Annotated in this window: 20 protein-coding genes and 1 tRNA gene; 12 read left to right on the plus strand and 9 right to left on the minus strand. The window is 63.6% G+C overall.

Annotated features, from left to right (window positions below; translation table 11 throughout):
• Window positions 1-32: 32 nt before the first annotated feature.
• Both J5Y21_RS04025 and mca read right to left on the minus strand, forming a co-directional pair.
• Window positions 33-341 carry a hypothetical protein gene (locus J5Y21_RS04025; protein ID WP_210573078.1) on the minus strand — a complete coding sequence of 103 codons (309 nt, stop codon included), beginning with the start codon at window positions 339-341 and terminating at the stop codon, window positions 33-35.
• Window positions 341-1,210 carry a mycothiol conjugate amidase Mca gene (gene mca / locus J5Y21_RS04030; RefSeq protein WP_210573080.1) on the minus strand — a complete coding sequence of 290 codons (870 nt, stop codon included), beginning with the start codon at window positions 1,208-1,210 and terminating at the stop codon, window positions 341-343. The genes J5Y21_RS04025 and mca overlap by 1 nt, the downstream gene beginning before the upstream one ends.
• An 81-nt stretch (window positions 1,211-1,291) precedes the next feature.
• Here mca and J5Y21_RS04035 point away from each other — a divergent pair, with 81 nt between their 5' ends.
• From J5Y21_RS04035 to J5Y21_RS04045, 3 genes are all read left to right on the plus strand, one after another.
• Entirely contained in the window at window positions 1,292-1,774 is a 483-nt protein-coding gene (locus J5Y21_RS04035; protein ID WP_349236929.1) for a DUF4307 domain-containing protein, read from the plus strand.
• Window positions 1,775-1,853: 79 nt separating this feature from the next.
• A complete protein-coding gene (greA, locus tag J5Y21_RS04040) occupies window positions 1,854-2,375 on the plus strand; it encodes a transcription elongation factor GreA (protein ID WP_210573083.1) in 522 nt (173 codons plus the stop codon).
• Window positions 2,376-2,437: 62 nt separating this feature from the next.
• Complete coding sequence (locus tag J5Y21_RS04045) at window positions 2,438-2,794, plus strand: hypothetical protein (protein WP_210573085.1); 357 nt, start codon at window positions 2,438-2,440, stop codon at window positions 2,792-2,794.
• A gap of 102 nt (window positions 2,795-2,896) precedes the next feature.
• Here J5Y21_RS04045 and J5Y21_RS04050 read toward each other — a convergent pair whose 3' ends face one another.
• Window positions 2,897-3,967 (minus strand): HNH endonuclease signature motif containing protein, encoded by a 1,071-nt coding sequence (locus tag J5Y21_RS04050; protein ID WP_349236930.1) that lies wholly within the window; start codon window positions 3,965-3,967, stop codon window positions 2,897-2,899.
• A gap of 186 nt (window positions 3,968-4,153) precedes the next feature.
• Complete coding sequence (locus J5Y21_RS04055; RefSeq protein ID WP_210573091.1) at window positions 4,154-5,026, minus strand: Bax inhibitor-1/YccA family protein; 873 nt, start codon at window positions 5,024-5,026, stop codon at window positions 4,154-4,156.
• Window positions 5,027-5,181: 155 nt separating this feature from the next.
• On the opposite strand from J5Y21_RS04055, the gene J5Y21_RS04060 reads away from it, so the two are divergent.
• On the plus strand, window positions 5,182-6,174 hold the full coding sequence (locus J5Y21_RS04060) for a suppressor of fused domain protein (RefSeq protein ID WP_210573093.1): 993 nt from the start codon (window positions 5,182-5,184) through the stop codon (window positions 6,172-6,174).
• Window positions 6,175-6,183: 9 nt separating this feature from the next.
• Here J5Y21_RS04060 and J5Y21_RS04065 read toward each other — a convergent pair.
• A tRNA-Leu gene (locus J5Y21_RS04065) sits at window positions 6,184-6,257 on the minus strand.
• 55 nt (window positions 6,258-6,312) lie between these two features.
• Between J5Y21_RS04065 and J5Y21_RS04070 the strand changes: the two genes are divergently transcribed.
• Entirely contained in the window at window positions 6,313-6,945 is a 633-nt protein-coding gene (locus tag J5Y21_RS04070; RefSeq protein WP_210573095.1) for a type II CAAX endopeptidase family protein, read from the plus strand.
• Here the strand turns inward: J5Y21_RS04070 and mfd are convergent.
• A complete protein-coding gene (gene mfd / locus J5Y21_RS04075; RefSeq protein WP_210573296.1) occupies window positions 6,935-10,552 on the minus strand; it encodes a transcription-repair coupling factor in 3,618 nt (1,205 codons plus the stop codon). The two genes, J5Y21_RS04070 and mfd, sit on opposite strands and share 11 nt — an antisense overlap.
• Before the next feature lie 229 nt (window positions 10,553-10,781).
• On the opposite strand from mfd, the gene J5Y21_RS04080 reads away from it, so the two are divergent.
• From J5Y21_RS04080 to J5Y21_RS04090, 3 genes are read left to right on the plus strand one after another with little or no spacing between them, the layout of a single operon-like run.
• The gene (locus tag J5Y21_RS04080; RefSeq protein ID WP_210573096.1) at window positions 10,782-11,993 is read left to right on the plus strand and encodes a hypothetical protein; all 1,212 of its coding nucleotides are present in this window, start codon (window positions 10,782-10,784) and stop codon (window positions 11,991-11,993) included.
• 2 nt (window positions 11,994-11,995) lie between these two features.
• Window positions 11,996-12,622, plus strand: a complete 627-nt coding sequence (locus tag J5Y21_RS04085) for a hypothetical protein (RefSeq protein WP_210573097.1) — start codon at window positions 11,996-11,998, stop codon at window positions 12,620-12,622.
• Between the two features lie 18 nt (window positions 12,623-12,640).
• On the plus strand, window positions 12,641-14,059 hold the full coding sequence (locus tag J5Y21_RS04090; RefSeq protein ID WP_210573098.1) for a hypothetical protein: 1,419 nt from the start codon (window positions 12,641-12,643) through the stop codon (window positions 14,057-14,059).
• Window positions 14,060-14,110: 51 nt separating this feature from the next.
• On the opposite strand, the gene J5Y21_RS04095 is transcribed toward J5Y21_RS04090, so the two are convergent.
• Genes J5Y21_RS04095 through J5Y21_RS04105 form a run of 3 tightly spaced genes read right to left on the minus strand, consistent with a single transcriptional unit; the run spans window position 14,111 to window position 17,236 of the window.
• Entirely contained in the window at window positions 14,111-14,302 is a 192-nt protein-coding gene (locus tag J5Y21_RS04095; protein WP_210573100.1) for a hypothetical protein, read from the minus strand.
• A 45-nt stretch (window positions 14,303-14,347) separates the two neighbouring features.
• Complete coding sequence (locus J5Y21_RS04100) at window positions 14,348-15,808, minus strand: multicopper oxidase domain-containing protein (protein ID WP_210573102.1); 1,461 nt, start codon at window positions 15,806-15,808, stop codon at window positions 14,348-14,350.
• Between the two features lie 54 nt (window positions 15,809-15,862).
• The gene (locus J5Y21_RS04105) at window positions 15,863-17,236 is read right to left on the minus strand and encodes a multicopper oxidase domain-containing protein (protein WP_246874936.1); all 1,374 of its coding nucleotides are present in this window, start codon (window positions 17,234-17,236) and stop codon (window positions 15,863-15,865) included.
• A 57-nt stretch (window positions 17,237-17,293) separates the two neighbouring features.
• On the opposite strand from J5Y21_RS04105, the gene J5Y21_RS04110 reads away from it, so the two are divergent.
• The 4 genes from J5Y21_RS04110 to J5Y21_RS04125 all read left to right on the plus strand — a co-directional run bounded on the left by J5Y21_RS04110 (window position 17,294) and on the right by J5Y21_RS04125 (window position 22,540).
• Window positions 17,294-18,526, plus strand: a complete 1,233-nt coding sequence (locus tag J5Y21_RS04110; RefSeq protein ID WP_210573107.1) for an MFS transporter — start codon at window positions 17,294-17,296, stop codon at window positions 18,524-18,526.
• 51 nt (window positions 18,527-18,577) lie between these two features.
• The gene (gene glmU / locus J5Y21_RS04115; RefSeq protein ID WP_210573109.1) at window positions 18,578-20,047 is read left to right on the plus strand and encodes a bifunctional UDP-N-acetylglucosamine diphosphorylase/glucosamine-1-phosphate N-acetyltransferase GlmU; all 1,470 of its coding nucleotides are present in this window, start codon (window positions 18,578-18,580) and stop codon (window positions 20,045-20,047) included.
• Complete coding sequence (locus J5Y21_RS04120; protein ID WP_210573111.1) at window positions 20,037-21,014, plus strand: ribose-phosphate diphosphokinase; 978 nt, start codon at window positions 20,037-20,039, stop codon at window positions 21,012-21,014. The genes glmU and J5Y21_RS04120 overlap by 11 nt, the downstream gene beginning before the upstream one ends.
• A 146-nt stretch (window positions 21,015-21,160) precedes the next feature.
• Complete coding sequence (locus tag J5Y21_RS04125; protein ID WP_210573113.1) at window positions 21,161-22,540, plus strand: MFS transporter; 1,380 nt, start codon at window positions 21,161-21,163, stop codon at window positions 22,538-22,540.
• Window positions 22,541-22,617 lie beyond the last annotated feature (77 nt).

Consider the following 22,617-nt stretch of genomic DNA (forward strand, 5'->3'; position numbering starts at 1 on the left):
ACTCTGCGAAGCCGGTTAGGCGGGTGGCGAAACTAGAAGAACGACTTCTTGCGGCGGTCCAGAAGCCCCTCAGCTTCCATCGCCTCGTCGACCGCCTTCTCGTCGAAGACGTCCAAGCCGCGCTCCTCCGCGAAGCGCTTGCGGCGGTTGAAGCGCGAGTGGCGGCGGTGAAACGCCCATCCGAGAAGCAGGATGACCACCATCATGCTCACCACGATGAGCGCACCGATCGGCTCCGCCTTGCCGAACTCCGGGCCGACCGGAGCGTCCTTATTCATCTGCTGCGCGAGCACTGTCACCGTGCCTGTCAGCGAGCCTGTCAGAGCGTCGGTCCCCATCATCATTCTCCTTCAATCCCGGCGAACAGGTCCGTTTCCGGCAGCGAGGTCTGCACGCGGGTTTGCGCGAGCTCGAACTCCTCGGTTGGCCAGACCTCTTTTTGCACGTCGACGGGGCTGGCGAGGAACGCACCAGCCGGGTCAATCTGGGTCGCATGCGCCGTGAGCGCTTCAGCGCGGTTGCTGAAATAGTCGCCGCACTCCACCTGGGTCGTCACGCGCTGCATGATGTCGGACGCGTTGGCCTCCCAGCGTTTGAGCATCGGCTCGTAGGGGCTGGGCTTGCCGTCGGCGACGAGGCGGTCGTGAAGCAGGCGCATGCGCTGGGCGACGAAGCCGTGGCTGTAGTAGAGCTTCAACGGAGTCCACGGTTCACCGAGCTCCGGTGCGAAGTCCGGGTTGCCGGCTTCCTCCCACGCGATCATGGAGATTTTGTGCACCATGATGTGGTCCGGGTGCGGATAACCACCGTTCTCGTCGTAAGTAATGATCACGTGCGGGCGGAACTCCCGGATCTTGCCCACCACGACCTTCGCTACTTCGACGGGGTCTTCGAGTGCGAAACAGCCCTCCGGCAGCGGCGGCAGCGGGTCGCCTTCCGGCAGGCCGGAATCCTCGTACCCGAGCCACTCGTGCTCGATGCCCAGCGCAGCAGCAGCCGTCGCCATTTCCTCGCGGCGGATCTCCGTCATCCGCTCAATGACTCCGGGCCGGTCCATCGCCGGATTGAGAATGTCGCCCCGTTGCCCGCCGGTGCAGGTCAGCACCTTGACGCGGTTGCCCTCGTGGGCGTATTTCGCCATCGTCGCCGCGCCTTTACTGGACTCGTCGTCCGGGTGCGCGTGAATGGCCAGCAAACGGTATCCCGTCACTTAGTGTTCCACCTCTACTTGGGGTTAAGGTTGATCGCGAGACAAGTTTAGTACCTCACCTCATCAGAAAGAGAACCCTCAGTGGCTGAGCCCGATTCCTCGTCCGCCACAACCCCGGACGACACCCGCGCCCGCTACGGCAGCGCCTCCGAGAAGTCCGCGCCGTCCATCACTGCGGGACGCATCATCGCGGTCATTAGCGTGCTGTTCGTCGTGCTCATCGTGGTTTTCGCTGGCCGCTACATCATGCAGCGCCGCGCCGAACCGATCACAGCGAACCTCGTCGCGCATGAGCGTATCGACGAATCCACCTCCCGCGTCTGGTTCGACGTGTCCCGCAATGACCCTGCTGTTCCCGGCTACTGCATCATTACTTCCCTGAACTACGAGCACGCCGAGATCGGTCGCCGCGACATCGTCATCCCCGCCGGCGGAGAGAAAGAGATGCGCAAGTACGTCGACATTCCCGTCCGCGATGTCCCCGTCTCAGGAGGCGTGTACGGATGCTCCACCACGATCCCGTCATTCCTCGACGCTGATACGGAATTCGTGGAGGCGAGGTAGGAGGCGTCGATAAGCGATGCTCATGTTAATATCCGAACGAATAAGCAACCGACCGTGAGGAAACGAGGGTCCGAACTCCATGGCTGACAAGCAGCAGCAGTACATCACCCCGGAAATGAAGGCCAAGCTCGAGGCCGAGCTGCAGCAGCTCATCGACAACCGCCCGGTGATCGCCGCCGAAATCAACGAGCGCCGCGAAGAAGGCGACCTCAAGGAGAACGCCGGCTACGACGCCGCCCGCGAGCAGCAGGACCAGGAAGAAGCCCGCATCAAGCAGATCTCCGAGCTGCTGGCTAATTCCACCACTGAGCGCGCAGGTGTCGTCGACGGCATGGCTGTCGTCGGCTCCGTCGTCCACGTCTACTACAACGGCGACAAGGACGATAAGGAGACCTTCCTCATCGGCACCCGCGCCGCGTCGACCGACAACAAGGACCTGGAGACCTACTCCGAGCAGTCCCCTCTCGGCGCCGCCGTTCTCGGTGCCACCGAAGGCGAAACCCGCACCTACACCGCACCGAACGGCCGCGAGATTTCCGTCACCATCGAATCCGCGAACCCGTATGATTCGGTTAAGGCCAAGACCCCGCGCGCGAAATAGAACGCCCGCACAGAAGCATTTCATCGCGTTTCGACGCACTCGTTAAGGATAAGGACCCCGCAGTGACTTCCCGCTTTTCCCGCACAGTTGCCGCCCTCGCTCTCGCCGCCACCACCGCCTTTGCTGTGACCGCGTGCTCCCCGCCGCACCAGAAGGATTCGGATCAGAAGGTCGACACCGCCACCAGCCAGGACCCTGATTCCCTGCCGAGCGCTGGCCAGTCCTCCGCGACCGGCACGGCTACCACCACCGCAACCGCCACCGAGGTAGCTACCGAGACCGAGACGGAAACTGCGACCTCCTCTGTGGCAGTGGACGCCACCGACGCCACTGCGACCGATGCAGCAGTCACCGACGCTGGCGAGCCGGACGTCGTCGAGCCGGGTGAGCCTACCGAGGCCACACCCGCGCAGCTTTAGTCCCACCTCGCCCACGTACTTCTACTAGGGCGCGCCGAACTGGCCGTGGACATGCCTGATTCACGCAATAAGCGTGGTCAGATCTTGTCTGCGGCCTTTTCGCTATTTCCCGAACAGTAGGTGCATGGCACCGTATTGGTGTGTGCTGTTCGGTACTGGTGTTCCGCGCGGTGAAACCCATGTCGGTGTCCCATCGCGCACCTGTATTCGACCCCTGTTTGTCCGGTCGGGGGCATCGTCGTTGGTGCGGTTGTGATACCTGCACAACACCGACAGGTTGTTCATATTCGTCTGTCCACCCCGGGCCCAGGGTTCGATGTGGTGGACCTCGCAGTTATCAGCAGCATGCCGACAATCCGGTACAGGACACGTCGTCAGTGTTGCCCGAGCGAGATCACGTTGTTTCTTATTAGCGAACCGTTTCGTGCTGTACAGGTTCACCGGGCCTGCCTGTGGGTGAAAGAGTGCGACTTCCAAGTCGGACCCGTGGAACCGAGTGAGGTACTCCGCACCAGTCATCGTGGTGCCGTCCGACAACCCCAGGATGGTGTCATCGCCTTGGCCGCCGAGGATCGAGATGTAATCCGGCAGCGGGATCTGAACCAACGGGCGTGGAACAGCATCAGCAACAGCCCCATCCTTGTGAAGCAGGTCATGAAATGCCTCATACATCTGCGGGCCCTCAGGACGGTTGGCGTCGAGTTTTTGGCGCAGGGCGTACTCAAGAGCAGCGATATCCCGCGCATCACCAGTAGCACTGAAGGTGCGCTTGCCTTTCCTAGGTTTACCGAACCGCACTGATGACTCAGGTGCCGGCGTATCCACCTCGGGGACGATGTCTTTCGCGCGGCGTTTCAACGTCTCGTAGTTCCCACGCACAGACAGCAACGCGAGGCGGATCTTCCACTTTTCTTTCTCGGTACCCAACGGGCGGACTTGCTGCTCGATGAACAGGATCTGGTCCAGTGATTTACCGGTTTCGCGGGCGATGCGTACTGCGTGGGCTTGCTTGCGGGTGGAGCGGGTTGCGCCGAAGTAGGTCTCGTGGGCTTTTTCCCACTCAATGTAGGTGGTGGGTTTGACGCCGGCAGCCTGAGCAGCCTGACGGTCGAAACCGGCCAGGATGTCCATGGGGCTGCCGAGTGTTGTTAGAAACGCGTCAAAATCGTTCACAGCACAAACGTTAAACCGCGCGCAACCCGAGATCCACCAAACGATGTCTACTTCAGTAGACATTGCCCAAACGAGCAGGTCACAAGGGGTGAAAACGGGCAAAAGCAGGGCGGGAAGCGTCGATAAGCATGCAAAAAAGCGGCCCACGCGTAAAGCGCGAGCCGCGGAAACCGCCTCGGGTGAGGACTAATCCCTGAAGTAGGACAGCAGGCGGAGGATCTCGGTGTAGAGCCAGACCAAGGTCACTGCCAGGCCGAGCGCCACGCCCCATGCCATCTTGGCGGGCGCACCGGAGCGAACGAGCTTGTCGGCGGTGTCGAAATCGGACAGGAAGCTCAGGGCACCGATCACAATGCAAACAATGGAGAAGCCGATCGCGATCGGGCCACCGTCACGCAGCGGGGAGATACCGGTGAAGATGAACATCAACAGGTTGCCGAAGGCCAGCACGACGACGGCGAAGATGCAGCCCGTGATGATGCGCGTGAACTTCGGGGTGACGCGGATAGCGCCAGTCTTGTAAACGAAGAGCATGCCGCCGAAGATGCCGAAGGTGCCCAGGATCGCCTGGAAGATGATGTTCGCGGCTAAACCGTCGTCGGTGAAGCCGGCAATGACCATGGAGAAGCCGCCGACGAACAAGCCCTCGAACGCGGCGTAAATCAGGGTCACTGCCGCAGAACCGTACTTCTTGCCGAATGCGTGGACCAAGACAGTGATGAAAGCGCCGATCGCACCGATGAAGGTCAGCGCCATCGTGATGACCGGGTTAACAAAACCCAGGCCGAAGTTGATCACTGCGAATGCGACGATCACGGCGAGGGTGATGCCGGTCTTGCTCACGATGTCGTCGACCGTGATGGGGCGCTCAGCAGGTGCGCCGTAGCCCTGCTGCTGGCCGTAGCCCTGCGGTTGGCCATATCCCTGCGGCTGGCCGTAGCCGAAGCCCGGTGCCTGGCCGTACGGGGACTGCTGCGGGTAGCCGGCCTGGGGCTGGGCGTACCCGGTGTTATTTTGGGCCTGCGGGAGGCGCGTCAGGACGGGGTTGTTGGATTTCACGCTTCTCGAGTTCCTTTCGTTTTTCGCCGTGTGCGCGTGGTCGGTCACGGTGTTGTTCACGATCTCCAAGCGCTGGTCGAATCGATCACCGATCATACTGTTCAACGCATCGTCTTGTTGTTTCGTTCCCGCGCGCGTCAAAATAGTATGAGGGCATGGGCATAAGGTGGGGTTTTCTCGGGCGCGCGGCGAAGCCGACGGGCGGGGATTATCTGCTCGCGCACTTAGAAAGCGTCGCAGGTCAACCGCCGGTTGAGGTCCACGGGGAGTTGACGTTCACGGACGAGATCGCGGTGCTCGTGTATCGGCTTGAGGAGCCGTTGCCGCATTATTTGTTCGTGACGTACGGGTTGTCGGGCACGCGTTCGTCGGCGCCCGTTGCGGGGACGCAAGGTGAGTTGACGCTGCGCACGCCGGCTGTCGCGGAGGGGGCGCCGGATCGGTGGCCCGTCGATAGGCTGCGGCGGCTTGCGCGTTACCGCCGCGCGTCGGGCAACCCGATCGAGCCAGGCCATTACATGGATCTGCGCGCGCCGGTGTGCGAGGGTTCGTCGCTGACGGGCTTCATTTTCGTCGCGGATCCGATCGTTCCGCTGCTCAGCGCGCCGACGGGCCGGGTTCGCTTCATCGACGCGGTGCCCGTCACCGAAGACGAGCTCGATGCGGCTCTGCGGTGGGACCCGCTGAAATTCGCAGGTTTGCTCGGCGAGAGGTTACCGCTCGGCATCGGTCCACACGACCGCGCTTCATCGCTTATCGACGCCACCTTTGCCCACCCCCTTACCTCCCTCACCAAGAGGGACGGCTCCTCCATCGCGGCGGTGTCCTCGAGCTATTTCACCGTCGACGCATCGGGGCGCATCGACCTGACCACCCACACCGCGGTACATCTGCTCCGGGCCATGACGTGGCGGTTAGCGTACGAACGCCCCTTCGCTGTCGTCGGCGATGACGCGTGGGCACGGTTCGTTCCCGCTCACTCCCCCGGCGTCGCATACGGCGACGATCCTGACTCCGGCCCGCACCTGACGGTCAGCGTCGACCGGACGCTGCGCCACGAATTCCTGGCGGTCCTCGACACTGCCCCCGGCTCGTACCGCCTGACGACTGCGCCGCTAACACTTCACGTCATTGACCCGGCGCGCTGAAAGAAATCGTGCCCCCACAGGGACTCGAACCCTGACTGAATCGATTTTAAGTCGACTGCCTCTGCCAATTGGGCTATAGGGGCGTAATGGTCAATGAGTGTACGTCACTGCCCCGCGCGTCCATATAATTGCTCCATCATGACGACTCGTTCTGCTCCCTTGTGGCCGCTCTTCCTTTCGTGCGTGCTCGGCGGACTGGGGCTGTTCTTTGCTCGGCAGGCGGGTGACGGCACGCCGGTCTTCTACGCGCTCACGGTGGTCACGGCCACGGTGTACGCGGCGGCGTGGTGGATGTGGGGCGACCGCTCGGCGTTCACAGGCCCCGCGGGAGCGGATATTGCGCGCGGCGCCGGCATCGGCGCGGTGTTGGCGCTGGTGTTCATGGGCGGGGCGCTCGTGGTGCGCCGGATTCCGTTACTCGCTGGGCCCGTTGAGGAGCTGTTGAACATGCCGCAGGCGGGCGGGTGGGTACCCACGCTCACGGTTCTCATCATCAACGGCATCGGCGAGGAGCTCGTCTACCGCGACGCGGTGCCGAAGCAACTTCGTGGGAGGCTCTCAGAGCTCGGTGTGGGAATCGTGTCCACGCTGATTTACTGCGCTGTCACCATCGCCATGGGCGTGCCGTTGCTCGTTTTCGCAGCGGGCGTGCTCGGCGCGGTGTGCTTCTACGAGGCTTCACGGAGCGGACGTCTCTACTCCCCCATCGCCGTGCACCTGACGTGGAGCACGGCGATGCTGCTCGTGATGCCCCTCATCATCACTCGCTGACGGAAAAGACCCGCTTTTTCGCAGGCTTATCGACGCCCGCTCCCCGCACATCGATCTCCTCCACGTCAAACATCTCGCTTAAGAAGTCCGCGATCCACTGCAACAGCTCCTCGTCGCGCAGGTTGGGCGCGTTGAGAGCTTTCTTGGCTCCGCCTTCGCGCGGGAACGGGACCTGGACTGCCTTGGCGGCGGCGCGGTAATTGGATCCCGGGTAGAGGCGCTTGAGGCGCACCTGCTTGGAATCGGGCATGTCCACCGGGTGGAATTTCAGGCGGGTGCCCTGCATCGTGATGTCGGCGACGCCGGCGCGGCGGGCCTGGTGGCGCAGGCGCGCGACGGCGAAGAGGCGCTGGACTTCCTCGGGCATCTCGCCGAAGCGGTCGACGAGTTCGTCGGAGACGTGGGCGAGTTCGGCGTCGTCACGGGCGGCGGCGAGCTTGCGGTAGCTCTCCAGGCGGAGGCGCTCGGAATTGATGTAGGACTCGGGGATGTGCGCGTCGACAGGCAGGTCGATGCGGATCTCCTTCGGGCCCTGGTCGGTGGCATCGACGACCTCGCCGGACATGAGCGCCTTGAAGGTCTCCACTGCCTCGCCGACAAGGCGAACGTACATGTCGAAGCCGACGCCGGCGATGTGGCCGGACTGTTCGGCACCGAGGACGTTGCCGGCACCGCGCATCTCCAGGTCCTTCTGCGCGACGGCGATGCCCGCGCCGAGGTCGTTGTTCTGGGCGATGGTGGCCAGGCGGTCGTAGGAGGTCTCGGTGAGCACCTTGTCCTTGGGATACAGGAAGTAGGCGTAGCCGCGTTCGCGGGAACGTCCCACGCGACCGCGCAGCTGGTGCAGCTGGCTCAAGCCCATATTCTGAGTGTTTTCGACGATGAGGGTGTTCGCATTGGCGATGTCCAGGCCGGTCTCCACGATGGTGGTACAGACGAGGACGTCGAAGTCGCGGTTCCAGAAGCCCTGCACCGTCTGCTCGAGGAGCTGCTCCCCCATTTGGCCGTGGGCGACGACGATGCGCGCCTCGGGAACCAAGGTGCGCAGGTGGCGGGCAGTCTTCTCGATGTCGGAGACTTTGTTGTGGATGTAGAAGACTTGGCCGTCGCGAAGCAGCTCGCGGCGGATGGAGGCAGCGACCTGCTTGTCCTCCTGCGGGCCCACGTAAGTGAGCACCGGGTGGCGGTCTTCCGGCGGAGTCGTGATCGATGTCATCTCACGGATGCCGGTCAGCGACATCTCGAGGGTGCGCGGGATCGGGGTGGCGGTCATGGTGAGAACGTCGACATGCGATTTGAGCGCCTTGATGTGCTCCTTGTGCTCGACGCCGAAGCGCTGCTCCTCGTCCACGACGATGAGGCCCAAGTTCTTCCACTGCACGCCGGTCTGCAGGAGGCGGTGGGTGCCGACGACGATGTCGACGGAGCCGTCGGCAAGCCCGGCCATGATCTTCTTCGCGTCGGCTGCGCTGGTGAAGCGCGACAGTTCGCGGATATCCACACCGAATCCGTCCATGCGCTGCGAGAACGTGGTGTAGTGCTGCTGCGCGAGCAGCGTCGTCGGCACGAGCACCGCGACTTGCTTGCCGTCCTGGACTGCCTTGAACGCGGCGCGGACAGCCACCTCGGTCTTGCCGAAGCCGACGTCGCCGACGATCACGCGGTCCATCGGCGTCGGCTTTTCCATGTCGGACTTCACGGCCTCGATGGCGGCCATTTGGTCTTCCGTCTCGACGAAGGGGAAATTGTCCTCCATCTCGATCTGCCACGGCGAGTCCGCCGCGAAGGCGTGGCCGGGCGCGGACGCACGCTTGGCGTAGAGCTGCACGAGCTCGCCCGCGATCTCGCGGACCGCCGCGCGCGCCTTCTTCTTGGTGTTTTTCCAGTCGGAACCGCCCATCTTGGACAGGCTCGGCTGCTCGCCGCCGGAGTATTTGCTCAGCAGGTCCAGCGACTCCATGGGCACCCACAGCTGGTCAGCGGGCTGGCCGCGCTTAGCCGGCTGGTATTCGAGGACGATGTATTCGCGGCGCGAGGAATCGTCGCCAGTGCCGATGGTGCGCTCCGCCATCTTCACGAACCGGCCGATGCCGTGGGTGTCGTGAACGACGTAGTCGCCGGGCTTGAGCGCCAGCGGATCGACGCGGTTGCGGCGGCGCGGGGCGCGGCGCTTGGCTCCTGCAATATCGCCCACGCGGTTGCCGGTCACGTCGGTCTCGGTGAACACGACCAGGCCCGGGCCGGGGAAGGTCAAACCGGCATGCGACAAGGCCTGGTAGAGAGTGACTTGGCCGTCGACGGGCTCAAGACCCGGAGTAGCCACGCGCGCGGAAATGCCGTTTTCGCGTAGCCGCTCCGCCATGCGGTCCACGGTTCCCCTTGCCGGTGCAGCGAAGGCGGCGTGTCCGCCATTCTGCAGGTGCATCTTCACCTGACCGTAGAGCGCTTCGATCTGCTTCGGGTCGCCCTTCGGTGCGGGCGCTGGCTCGAATTCGAGCGGCAGCGTCGCTGAATCGTCTTCACCGTCGGCGAACATGCCGGGCGGTGCGAACGTCCACCAGGCATTGCCCGCCTCGCGCGCGGAGACTTCCAGGGACTCGAACGAACGGTACGAGCTCGCCGACACATCCAGGCCCTCCGCAGCAACGGGTCCGTCTGCACCCATCGCGGCAGCTTCCCAGCCGGCCTCGAGGAATTCATGGTCGGTGGCCTGCAGGTCGGAGATGCGGGTGCGGACCTTTTCCGGCGAGGTCACCAGCACTACAGATCCGGACGGCATGAGCTCCGGTAGCACGGCGTACGACGACTCCGTCAGCGCCGGATTAAGCGCCTCCATGCCGTCGGCGTACGACCCGTCGGAAATCCGGGTCAGCAGCTCGACCAGGGTCCGGTTGCCGGGGTGGGCCTCGATGAGGGAGGAGGCGGCGGCCTTAACGCTTTCGTCGATAAGCAATTGGCGCGCGGGATGAAGCTCGACGCGCGCGATATCGTCGATGGTGCGCTGGTCCGCGACGGCGAATGTGCGCAGGTCCGTGACCTCGTCGCCCCAGAACTCGATGCGGACGGGGTGCTCGGCCGTGGTCGGGAAGACGTCGATGATGCCGCCGCGCGTGGCGAATTCGCCGCGGCCCGAGACCATGTCCACGTGGTCGTACGCGAACGACGTGAGCGAAGCGGTGAATTCCTCAAAGTCGTACTCCTCGCCGTGCTCGACGACGATCGGCGAGACCGCAGGCAGCACCGGCTGGCACGTCGCGCGCGCGGACGCGACCACCACCGATGTTTCCGCAAGCTCGTGCAGCACCTTGTTGCGGCGGCCCACGATGTCCGCGGCGGGCGACAGGCGCTCGTGCGGCAACGTCTCGTACGACGGCATCAACGCGACCTTCTCCGCGCCGAGCAACGCGCCGAGCTCCGCCGCGAGATCCTCCGCCTCGTGTCCTGTCGCCGTGACGAGCAGCACGGGCGTTTCGCGCGCGATTGTCGCGGCCGCCCACGGACGCACCTGGTCAATGCCCGTGACATGCAGCGACGGCTCCCCCACCCGCTTGCGCAGACCCTTCAGTTTCGGGTCGGTCATCGCCTGGGTGAGCACCCCGGCAAGCATCGGAACATTCTGCGGCTGGTCAGCCATCGAACCCCCTGGGTAGAACATAGTCCGGGCGATAAAAAAGCTTCCCCACCAGGACTCGAACCTAGAATGACGGTACCAAAAACCGTAGTGTTGCCAATTACACCATGGGGAAAGACGGTCAAAAGCTTACCGCATGGCTCGCGCGAGACGAATTCCCCTCCGTCTTCGTGTGCGCAAGGTGTGAGCCAGCTACCCTAAACCTGTGGCGAAGACTAACAAGATCCTCCTTGCAGTCCTCGCTGTGCTGCTTCTCATTGCGGCGGTCATCGGCGGTGCCATCGTCGCGCGCAGCGGCCTGTTCGGCTCGAACGACGACATCGCCCAGCCGTACAACGAGACGCGCTATTCCGGCACGATCGAGAAAGCAGAAGGGCTTATCGACGCCGCCGACCCCGTCCCCGTCGTCTTAGTCGTCCGCTTCCACGATGGCGGCGAGACCGGCGAACTGACCTCCCCCACCTTGAAGCGCCACTCCACCCTGACCCGGACCGACGACTACACCTACCGTGAGGACATCGTTCACGGCGAGGATGTCGACGCTGGCGACAGCGGCATCGAGTGGACCTTCGAGCCTGGCGAGAACGACACCATGGACGTCTCCTACACCACCCCAAACGGCGCTACCGCGTCTGCCGAACTCCCCCAGACCGACCCGGAGGAGACCTCCGGCGAGGTCGGCATCAACCCCGAGGTCGCCGGCGCCGAGCCCGACGGGATTGAATTCCCTGACCAATCCGCGCGCAGTACCGGGACCATCGAGTTGGTTCACGCCGACGACCCGTCGAAGAACATCTCCAACGAGGTCATCTTCCGCATCTCTCACGACGCCACGGTCCACACCGTGACCTACCCCGGACGCGGCTGCTACGGCACCGTCGAAAGCACCGATCCAAATATCCGAGTAGAAAACATCACCGTCGGCGACTGCGAAAGCGGCGGCACTTGGAAATTCACTGGAGGCGATGCCAGTGGCGGCTCGGCTGAATACACCTCCGCCGACGGAAAACTCACCGGCTCTTTTAACTTCAGCCACAGCGAGTGGGAGACCATCGACGGCGAGATCGGTATCGCTCGCTCCGGGCCGGTCCTGGACTTCTACCGCTCCTTCACTGGCGGCGACGGCGACACTGCGACCGAGGCGAAAGGCTCCTGCGATCCGTCTGAGTTTGCCGACCTCGTCGAAGGATGGGAAGCCGAATCCACGACGGTTGTTTACTGCGACGGGACCTGGGCCGTAGCGGGTGTCTCGGGCTCGGATGTCATCGGCGATTTCCACTTCGTTGACGGAAAGTGGGAAGTGCTGGAAAGGGATGGACGGACGAGTGAAACCCGCCATCAGTGCCACGATCCAGATAAGCTCCGCGACATGGATGCCCCCGAAGAATTCATCGACAAATTGATCGTTTGCGAGTGATTATGACAACACGTAACAAGACCCTCCTGACCATCCTCATCATCCTGCTGCTCATCCTGGGCACCCTAGTGGCACTCGTCGTGTTCGCGGCGCGCGGCCAGGATGCCGACGATTCGCCCAAGGCGAAAGAAGAGACAGCCGCGACCCAAGAGCAGCAAGAAGAAGAGAAGAGCGACAACGAGCAGGTCGACAAGGAAGACGAGTCCGACGAGAAGGACGACGATAAAGACGAGAAGGACAAAGACAAGGGCGACAAGGCCGACGACAAGGACGAAAAGGACGAGGGCGATTCCTCCGACGACCCGGCCGAGGTCCCGGATGAGTTCATCGGCAACTACGAAGGCATGATCAAATGGCCGCCCGGCGCGGACGGAGAGAATACGAAGATCGGCGTGACGTTCACGGAGAACAGCACCACGCTCACCACGGGTCGGGACAGCAGGGCGCTGCGGGTCGACGTGGACAAGAAGCAGACGAATAAGAAACGGATTTACTCCGAGGCGCCGATCCTCGAGCACGGGGTCAAGAATGTCACGTGGACATTCATCCCCGCAGACGACGGCATGGATGTCAGCTACACCGTGCAGGGTGCCAGCCGCACTGATGCTCACCTGACCTCGACCGACTAGAAAGACCTCATTTCCCCCGTGTCACGCACCAACAAAATTCTGTTTGCCGTTCTGGCTGTTCTGCTTTTGATTCTCGCGGTGATTGGTGGTGTGATCGCGAAGCGCAGCGGCCTATTCGGCTCGAGCGACGACATCGCTCAGCCGTTCAACGAGTCGCGTTTCAGCGGCACCATCGACAAAGCAGATGGGCTTATCGACGACGCCGTCCCCGTCGTTTTAGTCGTCCGCTTCCACGACGGCGGCGAGACCGGCGAGCTGACCTCCCCCACTCTGAAGCGTCACTCAAAGCTCACCCGGACCGGCGACAACACCTACAGCGAAGAGATCGTCCACGGTGACGGCGACAACGGCACCGAATGGACCTTCGAGCCGAAGGGCGACGAGGACGCCATGGAGGTTTCCTACACCACCCCCGACGGCGCCAGCTCTTCCGCGGAGCTGCCTCAGACCCCGATGGAGAATAATGCCGGCGAGGTCGGCTTGAACCCGAACGCCCCCGACGCCGGGCCCGACGGCATCGAATTCCCTGACGACGGCGTCCGCGAGCTCGCCACCATCGAATGGACCGATAAGGACGACTCGGGGAACAAGCGCACCGAGAAGGCCATCTTCCGCGGCTCCCGCGAGGCCAACGTGTTCACCGTGACCTACCCGGAGCGCGGCTGCTACGGCGTGCTCGAGCACGTCGACAACGTGACTAAGACAGAGAAGATCACCGTCGGTGACTGCGAAAGCGGCGGCACGTGGCACTTCACCGGAGGCGACGAGAAGAAGGGCGAGGCGGAATTCACCTCCGCCGACGAGACGCTCACCGGCAAGCTCACCTACACCGCCACAGAGTGGGACGACATCGAAGGCGAGATCGGCCTGGCTCGTTCCGGACCAGCGCTGGACTTCTACCGCGAGTTCACCGACGGAGCGTACGGCAACAGCAAAACTGAGGAGAAGTCCGACAAGGACGCCGAGGAGGGACCGCTGTCCACGGGGGCCCGAGAAATGGGCAGCATGACGCCGTGGGGCTACGGGGACCTGACCATCGGCATGAACCAGGACGAGGCGTTCGGCAAAGGCCTCGATTCCGGTTCGGTTGAACCGGCAGACATCGACGTCGAGGGGTGCACCACCGCGACGTATTCGAAGCATGGTTTCGAGGATGCGACAGTCTATCTGGACAACGACGTGATCACGGCGATCGTTCGGGAGGACGGTAGCGCCTATTTCGAGAACCAGCCGATCCACGCATGGAGACCGGGCGACGATTTCGACGATATCGTCCCAGGCCACGAGCCGACTGTCGAGGAGTCGGGCGAGTGGGCGATCCACAATTGGGACCTCGAAGGGGCGAACGGCAACATCCTGCATATCCGTCTCTTCGCCGCTGAATCGCGAACCACGTACACGGTGTACACGCCGGACAGCGACTGCACACCGGAATAAAACAAGAAAGGCTCAGCCCCAGTGGAGGCTGAGCCTTTGTTTATTGAGGCTCTAGTCGAGCAGGTCCAGGTTGGTGTTGCGGCGCAGACGGAGACGAATGTTGTCGCCTTCCGGAAGGTCGATCCAGATGTCGTCTTCGTCGTCGCTGAAGCGCTCCTGACGGTTCAGGCGGCCGGTGTATTCCTTGTCGTCATGGGTGAAGCGGATGTTCTTGCCGGTGTAGTCTTCTTCGAAGGTAGCCATGCGGCCAGAATAAACTAGTTTTGGTGGCGGTGCGCTGCGAAAACTCTAGTGCTCGTGCTTCCCAAGCGCGGGCTGCTGGCCCGGTTCGACGATGACATATTGGCCCATCATTCCCTGGTCCTCGTGGTAGAGCATGTGGCAGTGGTACATGTACGCCAGGCTCGGATCCGGGTAGTGCCCGAATTCGACGAGCAGGGTCACAGTCGACATCGGCGGGACATGAATCGTGTCGTGCCAGCCGGCGGTGAACGCCACGTCGCCACCCTCGACGGATTCGACCATGAACCGCGCGTTGTGGATGTGGAAATTGTGCGGCCAGTCGGCGTTCTCGTTGGTCACCCGCCAGATTTCGGGGCCGTCGTGGTCGATGACGATGTCGACACGCTCCATATCCATCGTCTGTCCGTTGATCTCGAATCCGCTCAGCGCGAACTCACGCTCGACAGCACCAGAGGCATCAGGCTTATCGACGCCCACCAGCTCCCCCGGCACCTCCCCCACCTGCGGGGCATTGTCTTCTGGCCCGGTGATCTTCAGCAGGTCGAAGGTGTCGCGGAGACCGAATCCGTTGGCGGCATCTTCTTTGGGTAGGCCGCCGCCGTCGGGGACGCCGTCGCTGCGCAGCATGAGCTCCTCGCCGGGCTCGAGGTCAACGAGGATCTCGGCACGCTCGCCGGGGCTGAGCAGAATGCCGTCGACTTCGACCGGTTTGTCCAGCAAGCCTTGGTCGGTGGCGATGACGTGGAAGGGCTTTCCCACGACAAGGTGGTGGAAGCGCATCGTCGTGCCGTTGACGAGGCGCAGGCGCACCCGGCGCGTGGTCGCCGTGAACTGAGGCTTGGTGATGCCATTGATCACCGGCGTGTCCCCCAGTAACCCGTAGTCGGGGTCGAAGGTCTCGTCGAGGCTGCCGCTTTGACGGAATTTCGCGTCGGTGATGATGACGGGAATGTCGTCGACACCGTATTCACGGGGCAAGTCGAGCGCGTCAGATTCATCGTCAGCGACGACAATGCCGCCAGCGAGACCGCGGTAGGCATGCAAGCCGGAGACATTATGCGGGTGCGGGTGGTACCAGCACGTCGCAGCTGGTTGATCCACGTCCCACGACGGCTCCCAGCTCTCGCCGGGGTCGAACATGAGCGCAGGCCCACCGTCGGCAGCCGCGGGCAGGTGGAGTCCGTGCCAGTGGACGACAGTGGGCTCGGTGACGTCGTTACGCACTGTCATTTCAATGTGCTCGCCGCGACGCATGTACAGCGTCGGGCCGAGCCACGCCCCGTTGAAGCCCCACGTGTCGGTCGTTGTGCCGGGGAGGATCTCCGCCTGGCCAGTCTGCGCGGTAAGCTCGAATTTACGCGTGTGTCCATCGAGCTCACCTTCGTAGAGCTCCGGAATAGGAAGGTCGCGGTAGTCTTCTTTCGCGCCCTCCGGAGTCGTCTGCCGGAAGCGGACTCCGCCCGGTCCCGCGCACGCGGCAGCTGTCGCCGCGGTGGCGAGAAGCATGCCTTTGAAGAAGGTCCGTCGTCCAAATTCCCTTTGCACTCTAGTTCTCCGTTTCTAACTCTCGGTGCGCAAATTCGGCTGCTGACCCGGTTCGACAATGACGTATTGGCCCATCATTCCGTGGTCCTCGTGGTTGAGCATGTGGCAGTGGTACATGTACGCCAGGCTCGGGTCCGGGTAGTAGCCCATCTCCACCAGCAACGTGACGGTCGCTCCAGGAGGCACGTCGATCGTGTCGTGCCAACCAGCCGTGAAGTCGATGGTGCCGCCCTCGACTTCTTGCACGAGGAACCTCGCGTTGTGGATATGGAAGTTGTGCAGCTTGTCGGGGTTTTCGTTGGTGACTCGCCAGATCTCCGGGCCGCGGTGATCCACGACCTCGTCGACGCGGGACATGTCCATCTTCTTGCCGTTGATTTCCATGTCTTTCAGGCGGAACTCGCGGGTTTTCGTGGCAGGCTCCGGTTCTGCGAATTCAACGAGGGTATCTGGAAGGTCCGGGTAAGCCGGGGCTTCCTCCGGCGGCGCGGCGATCTGGAGGACATCGAAGGTGTCGGTAACTCCGAATGTGTCTGCGGTGTCCTCATCCGGTAGGCCCGCGTAGTTCGGCAGTTCTCCGCTGCGCAGCACTAGGTCCGTGCCTGGTTGCAGATCCACGACGATCTCCACGCGCTCGCCGGAGGTCAGCGTGATCGACTCAGCTGTGACCGGGGAATCGAGCAGGCCCTGGTCGGTCGCCACGATCGTGAAGGGAACGCCCAGGGACAGGTGCAAAAAGCGCATCGTCGAACCGTTCAGAATGCGCAAGCGCAACCGGCGGGTGGTCGGTTCAAAGCGGGGGTTGGTGATCCCGTTGACGATCAGGGTGTCACCGAGCCAACCGTTGTCAGCATCGAATTGACCGTCGTCGTCGAAATTGGCGTCCCTGATGATCAGGGGGATGTCGTCCACCCCGTACTCGTGGGGCAGGCCGGGGATGGACGAGGCGGCATCGTCGTCAAGCACGATGCACCCGACGAGCCCGCGGTAGGCGTGAATGGCGGACTTGCCGTGCGGATGCGGGTGGTACCAGCATGTCGACTCTGGCTGCTCGACGGTCCACGACGGCGACCACGACTTACCGGGGTCGAACATGAGCGCTGGCCCACCGTCGGCGGTGACAGGCAGATGCAGACCGTGCCAGTGGAGAACAGTGGCTTCGGGCAGCTCGTTGCGCACCGTCATGTCGATTTTCTCGCCGCGGCGCATGTACAGCGTCGGGCCGAGGAACGGGCCGTTGACACCCCACGTCTTCGTCGTGGTGCCCGGCAGGATCTCGTACTCGCCCTCCTGGGCTGTCAGCTCGAAGCTGCGCACATTGCCCTTGAGCGTTCCTTCGTACAGCGGCGGAATCGGCAACGGTCGTGTCGAATCTTTCGTACCACTCATTGGCTTCACTGCCTTCCCAGTTCGCTGGTGTACTGATTCGACCCTACTATCCGAGTTATGTCTTCCCCCATGCCGCATGAAGAGCACAACGCGCGCCGGTTCATATGGTCGAACGGCCTGCAAAATATCGGCGACCAGGTCGTTGCGCCGAAGACCGTGCTGCCGTGGTTGTTCACCGCCGCGGGCGTTCCCGCTGCCTTCACATCGTTTCTGGTTCCGATCCGCGAGTCCGGCTCGATGCTCCCCCAATTCGCGCTCAGTCCGTGGGTGACATCGGCTGCCTCCCGCAAGAAAGTGTGGTTGATCGGTTCGTGGGGACAGTTCATCGCGGCGGCGCTCATCGCGGTGGCGGCCATGTTCTTGAATGGTGCCGCACTCGGTATCGCCGTGCTGGTTCTCCTAGGGATCCAGGCGACCTTCCGCGCGATCTGTTCGATCGCCGTCAAGGATGTGCAGGGACGCACGATCTCGAAGGGGCATCGCGGCGATATCACCGGGCGTGCAACGGCGCTCGGCGGCGGATTCACCCTGGCGGTCGGTTTGGCTCTGACATTCCTGCCGAACGACCTCCCGCGCTGGATCCTCGTGCTGCTGCTCGGTGTCGGTGCGTCCACGTGGGCATTCGCCTCGCTGGTCTTCACCGGAATCAAAGAACCGGAATCCGATCCGGACGACAACGCAGCCAGCCATGGCTTCAACGAAATGTGGTCGCTGGTCACCGGAGATAAGGATCTGCAGAAATTCCTCGTGGTGCGCTCACTGATGCTCGTCACTGCATTGTCGACGCCGTTCATCGTCGTGCTCGCCCAAGAACAGGGCTCGGACCTGACCGGCCTGGGCGCGTTCATCATCGCCTCCGGCGGCGCGGCATTGCTCGGCGGGCGTGTCTCCGGCAGATGGTCGGATAAATCCTCCAAGAACGCGATGGGATGGGCGGCCGGCGCGGCCTCGACCGTGCTGGTTCTGCTGGTGCTCAGCGCACGTTTCGCGCCGGCCGATATCAACGCGTGGGTCATGCCCGCCGGCTTCTTTTTGGTCAACCTCGCCCACACGACGGTGCGCGTGAGCCGCAAGACCTACTTGGTGGACATGGCCACCGGCGACAACCGCACACTGATCACCGGTGTCTCCAACACAGTCATGGGCATCGTCTTGCTGGTCGTGGGCGCGGTGTCTTCCGTCGTGGCCAGCTTTGGCACGCAAGCTGCCCTGATATTTCTCGCAGTCATCGGCTATATCGGCGTCGTCGGAGCGTGGAATCTGCGTGATGTCTCTGCCGGAGCGGACTAGGCGTTAAGCTGGTCCACGAAAAATCCCGGAATCTTTAAGGAGAACCCAAGCGTGGCAACCCATTCCGAGTGCGCCGTCGTCGTCCTAGCCGCCGGCGCCGGAACCCGCATGAAGTCGACGACGCAAAAGACCCTCCACGAAATCGGCGGGCGCAGTCTTCTGTCCCACTCGCTGCATGCGGCGGCGGGACTCACGCCTGCCCACCTCGTCGCAGTCGTCGGGCACCAGCGCGACCAGGTCTCCCCGGCTGTCGACGCGATCGCCGAGGACATTCAGATCTCCATCCTCCAGGCCGTCCAGGAAGAGCAAAACGGCACCGGCCACGCGGTGCAGATCGGCCTGGGCGCCATCCCGGATTTCGACGGCACAGTCGTGGTCACCAACGGCGACGTGCCGCTGCTGCAGACGGAGACGCTGGAGGCGCTCGTCGATAAGCATGAAAGCGCGAAAGCTGCTGTGACCGTGCTGTCCCTCGAATTCGATGACCCGACGGGCTACGGGCGCATCATCCGCGACTTTGATGGCAACGTGCGCGAAATCGTCGAGGAGAAAGACGCCGACGACGAACAGCGCGCCGTCACCGAGGTCAACTCCGGCGTGTTCGCATTCGACGGCGCTGTGCTCCGCGAGGCGCTGACCCGCATCAACTCCGATAATGCGCAGGGCGAGCTGTACATCACCGACGTGCTCGGCATCGCGGTGAGCGACGGCCGCACCGTCACCGCCTTCACCGCTCCGGACGCACGCGAGCTCGCCGGTGTCAACGACCGCGTCCAGCTTGCCGCTGCCGGCAAGGAGCTCAACCGCCGCCTCGTCGAGCGCGCCATGCGCGGCGGCGCCACCGTCGTCGACCCGGACACCACCTGGATCGGCGTCGACGTGGAGATCGGCAAGGACGTGATCATCCACCCGAATACTCAGCTGTGGGGCTCCACCGTCATCGGCGATGGCGCCGTCATCGGCCCCGACACCACCCTGACTGATTTCGAGGTCGGCGAACGCGCCTCCGTCGTGCGCACCCACGGCGAGCTCGGGGTCGTCGGCGCGGAAGCCACCGTCGGCCCGTTCACTTACATCCGCCCGGGCACGAAGCTCGGCGCCCGCGGCAAGCTCGGCGGCTTCGTGGAGGCGAAGAACGCCCAGATCGGCGACGGCTCCAAGGTCCCCCACCTGACCTACATCGGCGACGCCACCGTCGGCTGCGAATCCAATATCGGCGCGTCCAGCGTCTTCGTGAACTACGACGGCGTGAACAAGCACCACACCACCATCGGCGACCACTGCCGTACCGGCTCAGACACCATGTTCGTCGCTCCCGTCACCGTCGGCGATGGGGCGTACACCGGCGCGGGTACAGTGGTCACTAAAGATGTGCCCGCAGGCGCCCTTGCTGTCAAGGAGGGACACCAGCGCAACATCGAAGGCTGGGTGGAAAAGAACCGCCCCGGCACGGACGCGGCCGATGCTGCCCAGCGCGCACGCGAGAGTGAACTGAAAGGTGACACCACCAATGACCGGTAAGAAAGTCGAAAGCCACAAGGACCTCAAGGTCTTCACCGGCCGCGCCCACCCGGACCTGGCCGAGAAGGTCGCCGAGGAGCTGGGCATCGACCTCGTGCCCACCACCGCACGCGACTTCGCCAACGGCGAGATCTTCATCCGCTTCGACGAGTCCGTCCGCGGCGCCGACTGCTTCGTCATGCAGTCCCACACACAGCCGCTGAACAAGTGGCTGATGGAGCAGCTCATCATGATCGACGCGCTCAAGCGCGGCTCCGCCAAGCGCATCACCGCGATCCTGCCGTTCTACCCGTACGCGCGCCAGGACAAGAAGCACCGCGGCCGCGAGCCGATTTCCGCGCGCCTCGTCGCGGACCTGCTCACTGCCGCTGGCGCGGACCGCATCGTCTCCGTCGACCTGCACACGGACCAGATCCAGGGCTTCTTCGACGGCCCGGTCGACCACATGCACGCGATGCCGATCCTGACGGACTACATCAAGTCCAAGTACCCTCTGGACAACCTCGTCGTGGTCTCCCCCGACGCCGGCCGTGTGAAGACCGCTGAGAAGTGGGCCAACACGCTCGGCGACGCACCGATGGCCTTCGTGCACAAGACCCGCGACATCGACGCGGCCAACAAGGTCGTCTCCAACCGCGTCGTCGGCGACGTGGAGGGCAAGGACTGCGTGCTGCTCGACGACATGATCGACACCGGCGGCACCATCGCCGGCGCGGTCGGCGTGCTCAAGGACGCCGGCGCTCGCTCCGTGGTCATCGCCACCACCCACGGCGTCTTCTCTGACCCGGCCCGCGAGCGTCTGTCCAACTGCGGCGCGGAGGAGGTCATCACCACCGACACCCTGCCGCAGTCCACCGAAGGCTGGAGCAACCTCACCGTTTTGTCCATCGCCCCGCTGCTCGCGCGCACGATCCACGAGATTTTCGAGAACGGCTCGGTCACCACCCTCTTCGAGGGCCAGGCCTAGCGTTTTTCCAGGTACCTACTCCAGGGCACCTATTCACCGCCGACCGCGTAACCGCCCCGTCGCGCCGACCTTGTGAATAGGCATCCTGGAGTAGGTTTTCTCGTTTTTGAGCGGTGTGCGCGCGCAATCGCATAAACTTCGCAAACATGGTTTCAGCGCCGAAAGTAGCAACCGCACCGCTTATCGACGACCCCTCCCTCACCTCCGAACGCCGCCGCGTGGTGGCAGCCACGACGGTGGGCACTGCCATCGAGTGGTACGACTTCTTCCTTTACGCCGCCACCGCCGGACTGGTGTTCAAGGCCGCGATGTTCGCCCCGCTGGGTCCGGCCGGCGGCACCTTGGTGGCATTCCTCACCGTCGGGTTATCGTTCCTCTTCCGCCCGCTCGGCGCGTTTTTGGCGGGGCACTTCGCCGACAAGCTCGGCCGCCGCGCGGTGCTCATGGTGACGCTGCTGGCAATGGGCGGCGCCACGACCCTGATCGGCCTGCTCCCCACCTACGAGACGATCGGTGTCCTCTCCCCCGTTCTGCTGGTCCTTCTGCGCCTAGTACAGGGCATTTCCGCCGGTGGCGAGTGGGGCTCGGCGGTCCTGCTGGCCGTCGAGCACGCCCCGGCCGGCAAGCGCGGGCTTTTCGGCGCGGGCCCGCAGATCGGTGCCCCGGCTGGCCTGCTGCTGTCGTCCGGGGCGCTGTACCTGATGAATATCATCGCCCCGGGCGACGCCTTCCTCGAGTGGGGCTGGCGCGTGCCCTTCCTCTTCTCTGCCCTGCTGGTGCTGCTCGGCTGGTGGGTGCGAAAGGGCGTGGACGAATCCCCGGTCTACGAGGAAATGACGGAGATCACTGCAGGCCAAGCCGCTAACCCCGTCGGCACCTTGTTCCGGAACTACTTCCCTGTCGTCGCCGCCGGTGCACTCCTCTTCGCCGCGAACAGCGTGCTCGGGTACATGACCACCGGCGGGTACATCCAGAACTACACCACCAACCCGGACGGAATGGCCATGGAACGCGGGCCGATCCTCTTCGCCGTCACCGTCGCCGGCGCGGTGTGGATGGTCTCCACATTCTTCACCGGCTGGCTTTCCGACCGGATCGGACGGAAGACCACCCTCGTCGGTGGCTTCGTCATCCAGATCATCGCCGCTGTCTTCCTCTTCCCACTGGTGAACACGGCGGACATGGGAAAGATCTACGCCGCTCTGATCTTCCTCGCGCTGGCACTCGGCTTCACCTACGGTCAGATCGCGGCGCTGTACGCGGAGCTCTTCCCCGCCTCTGTCCGCGCGTCGGGCACGTCGATCACCTACGCCATCGGTGCGATTCTCGGCGGCGCTTTCGCCCCGTTCATCGCCTCGTGGATCTTCGAGGCCACAGGCTCGTCGTGGGGCATCACCGGCTACCTGGTCGGCGCGAGCGTCATCGGACTCGCCGTCTCTCTCAGCATCCGGGAGCGCGCCGATATCCCGCTGGACCCCGGCAACGAACACCTGCAGCGCACCGGACATTTCATCTGGCAACGCTAGGTTTGGTCCGGCCCCGCCCGGTCTGCTAATCTCGTGACCTGTCTCGGCGAGGGACCCCACTTGCACGGATACGCGCA

It is taken from the genome of Corynebacterium sp. Marseille-P3884 (genome assembly GCF_017942225.1).
Taxonomy (GTDB): domain Bacteria; phylum Actinomycetota; class Actinomycetes; order Mycobacteriales; family Mycobacteriaceae; genus Corynebacterium.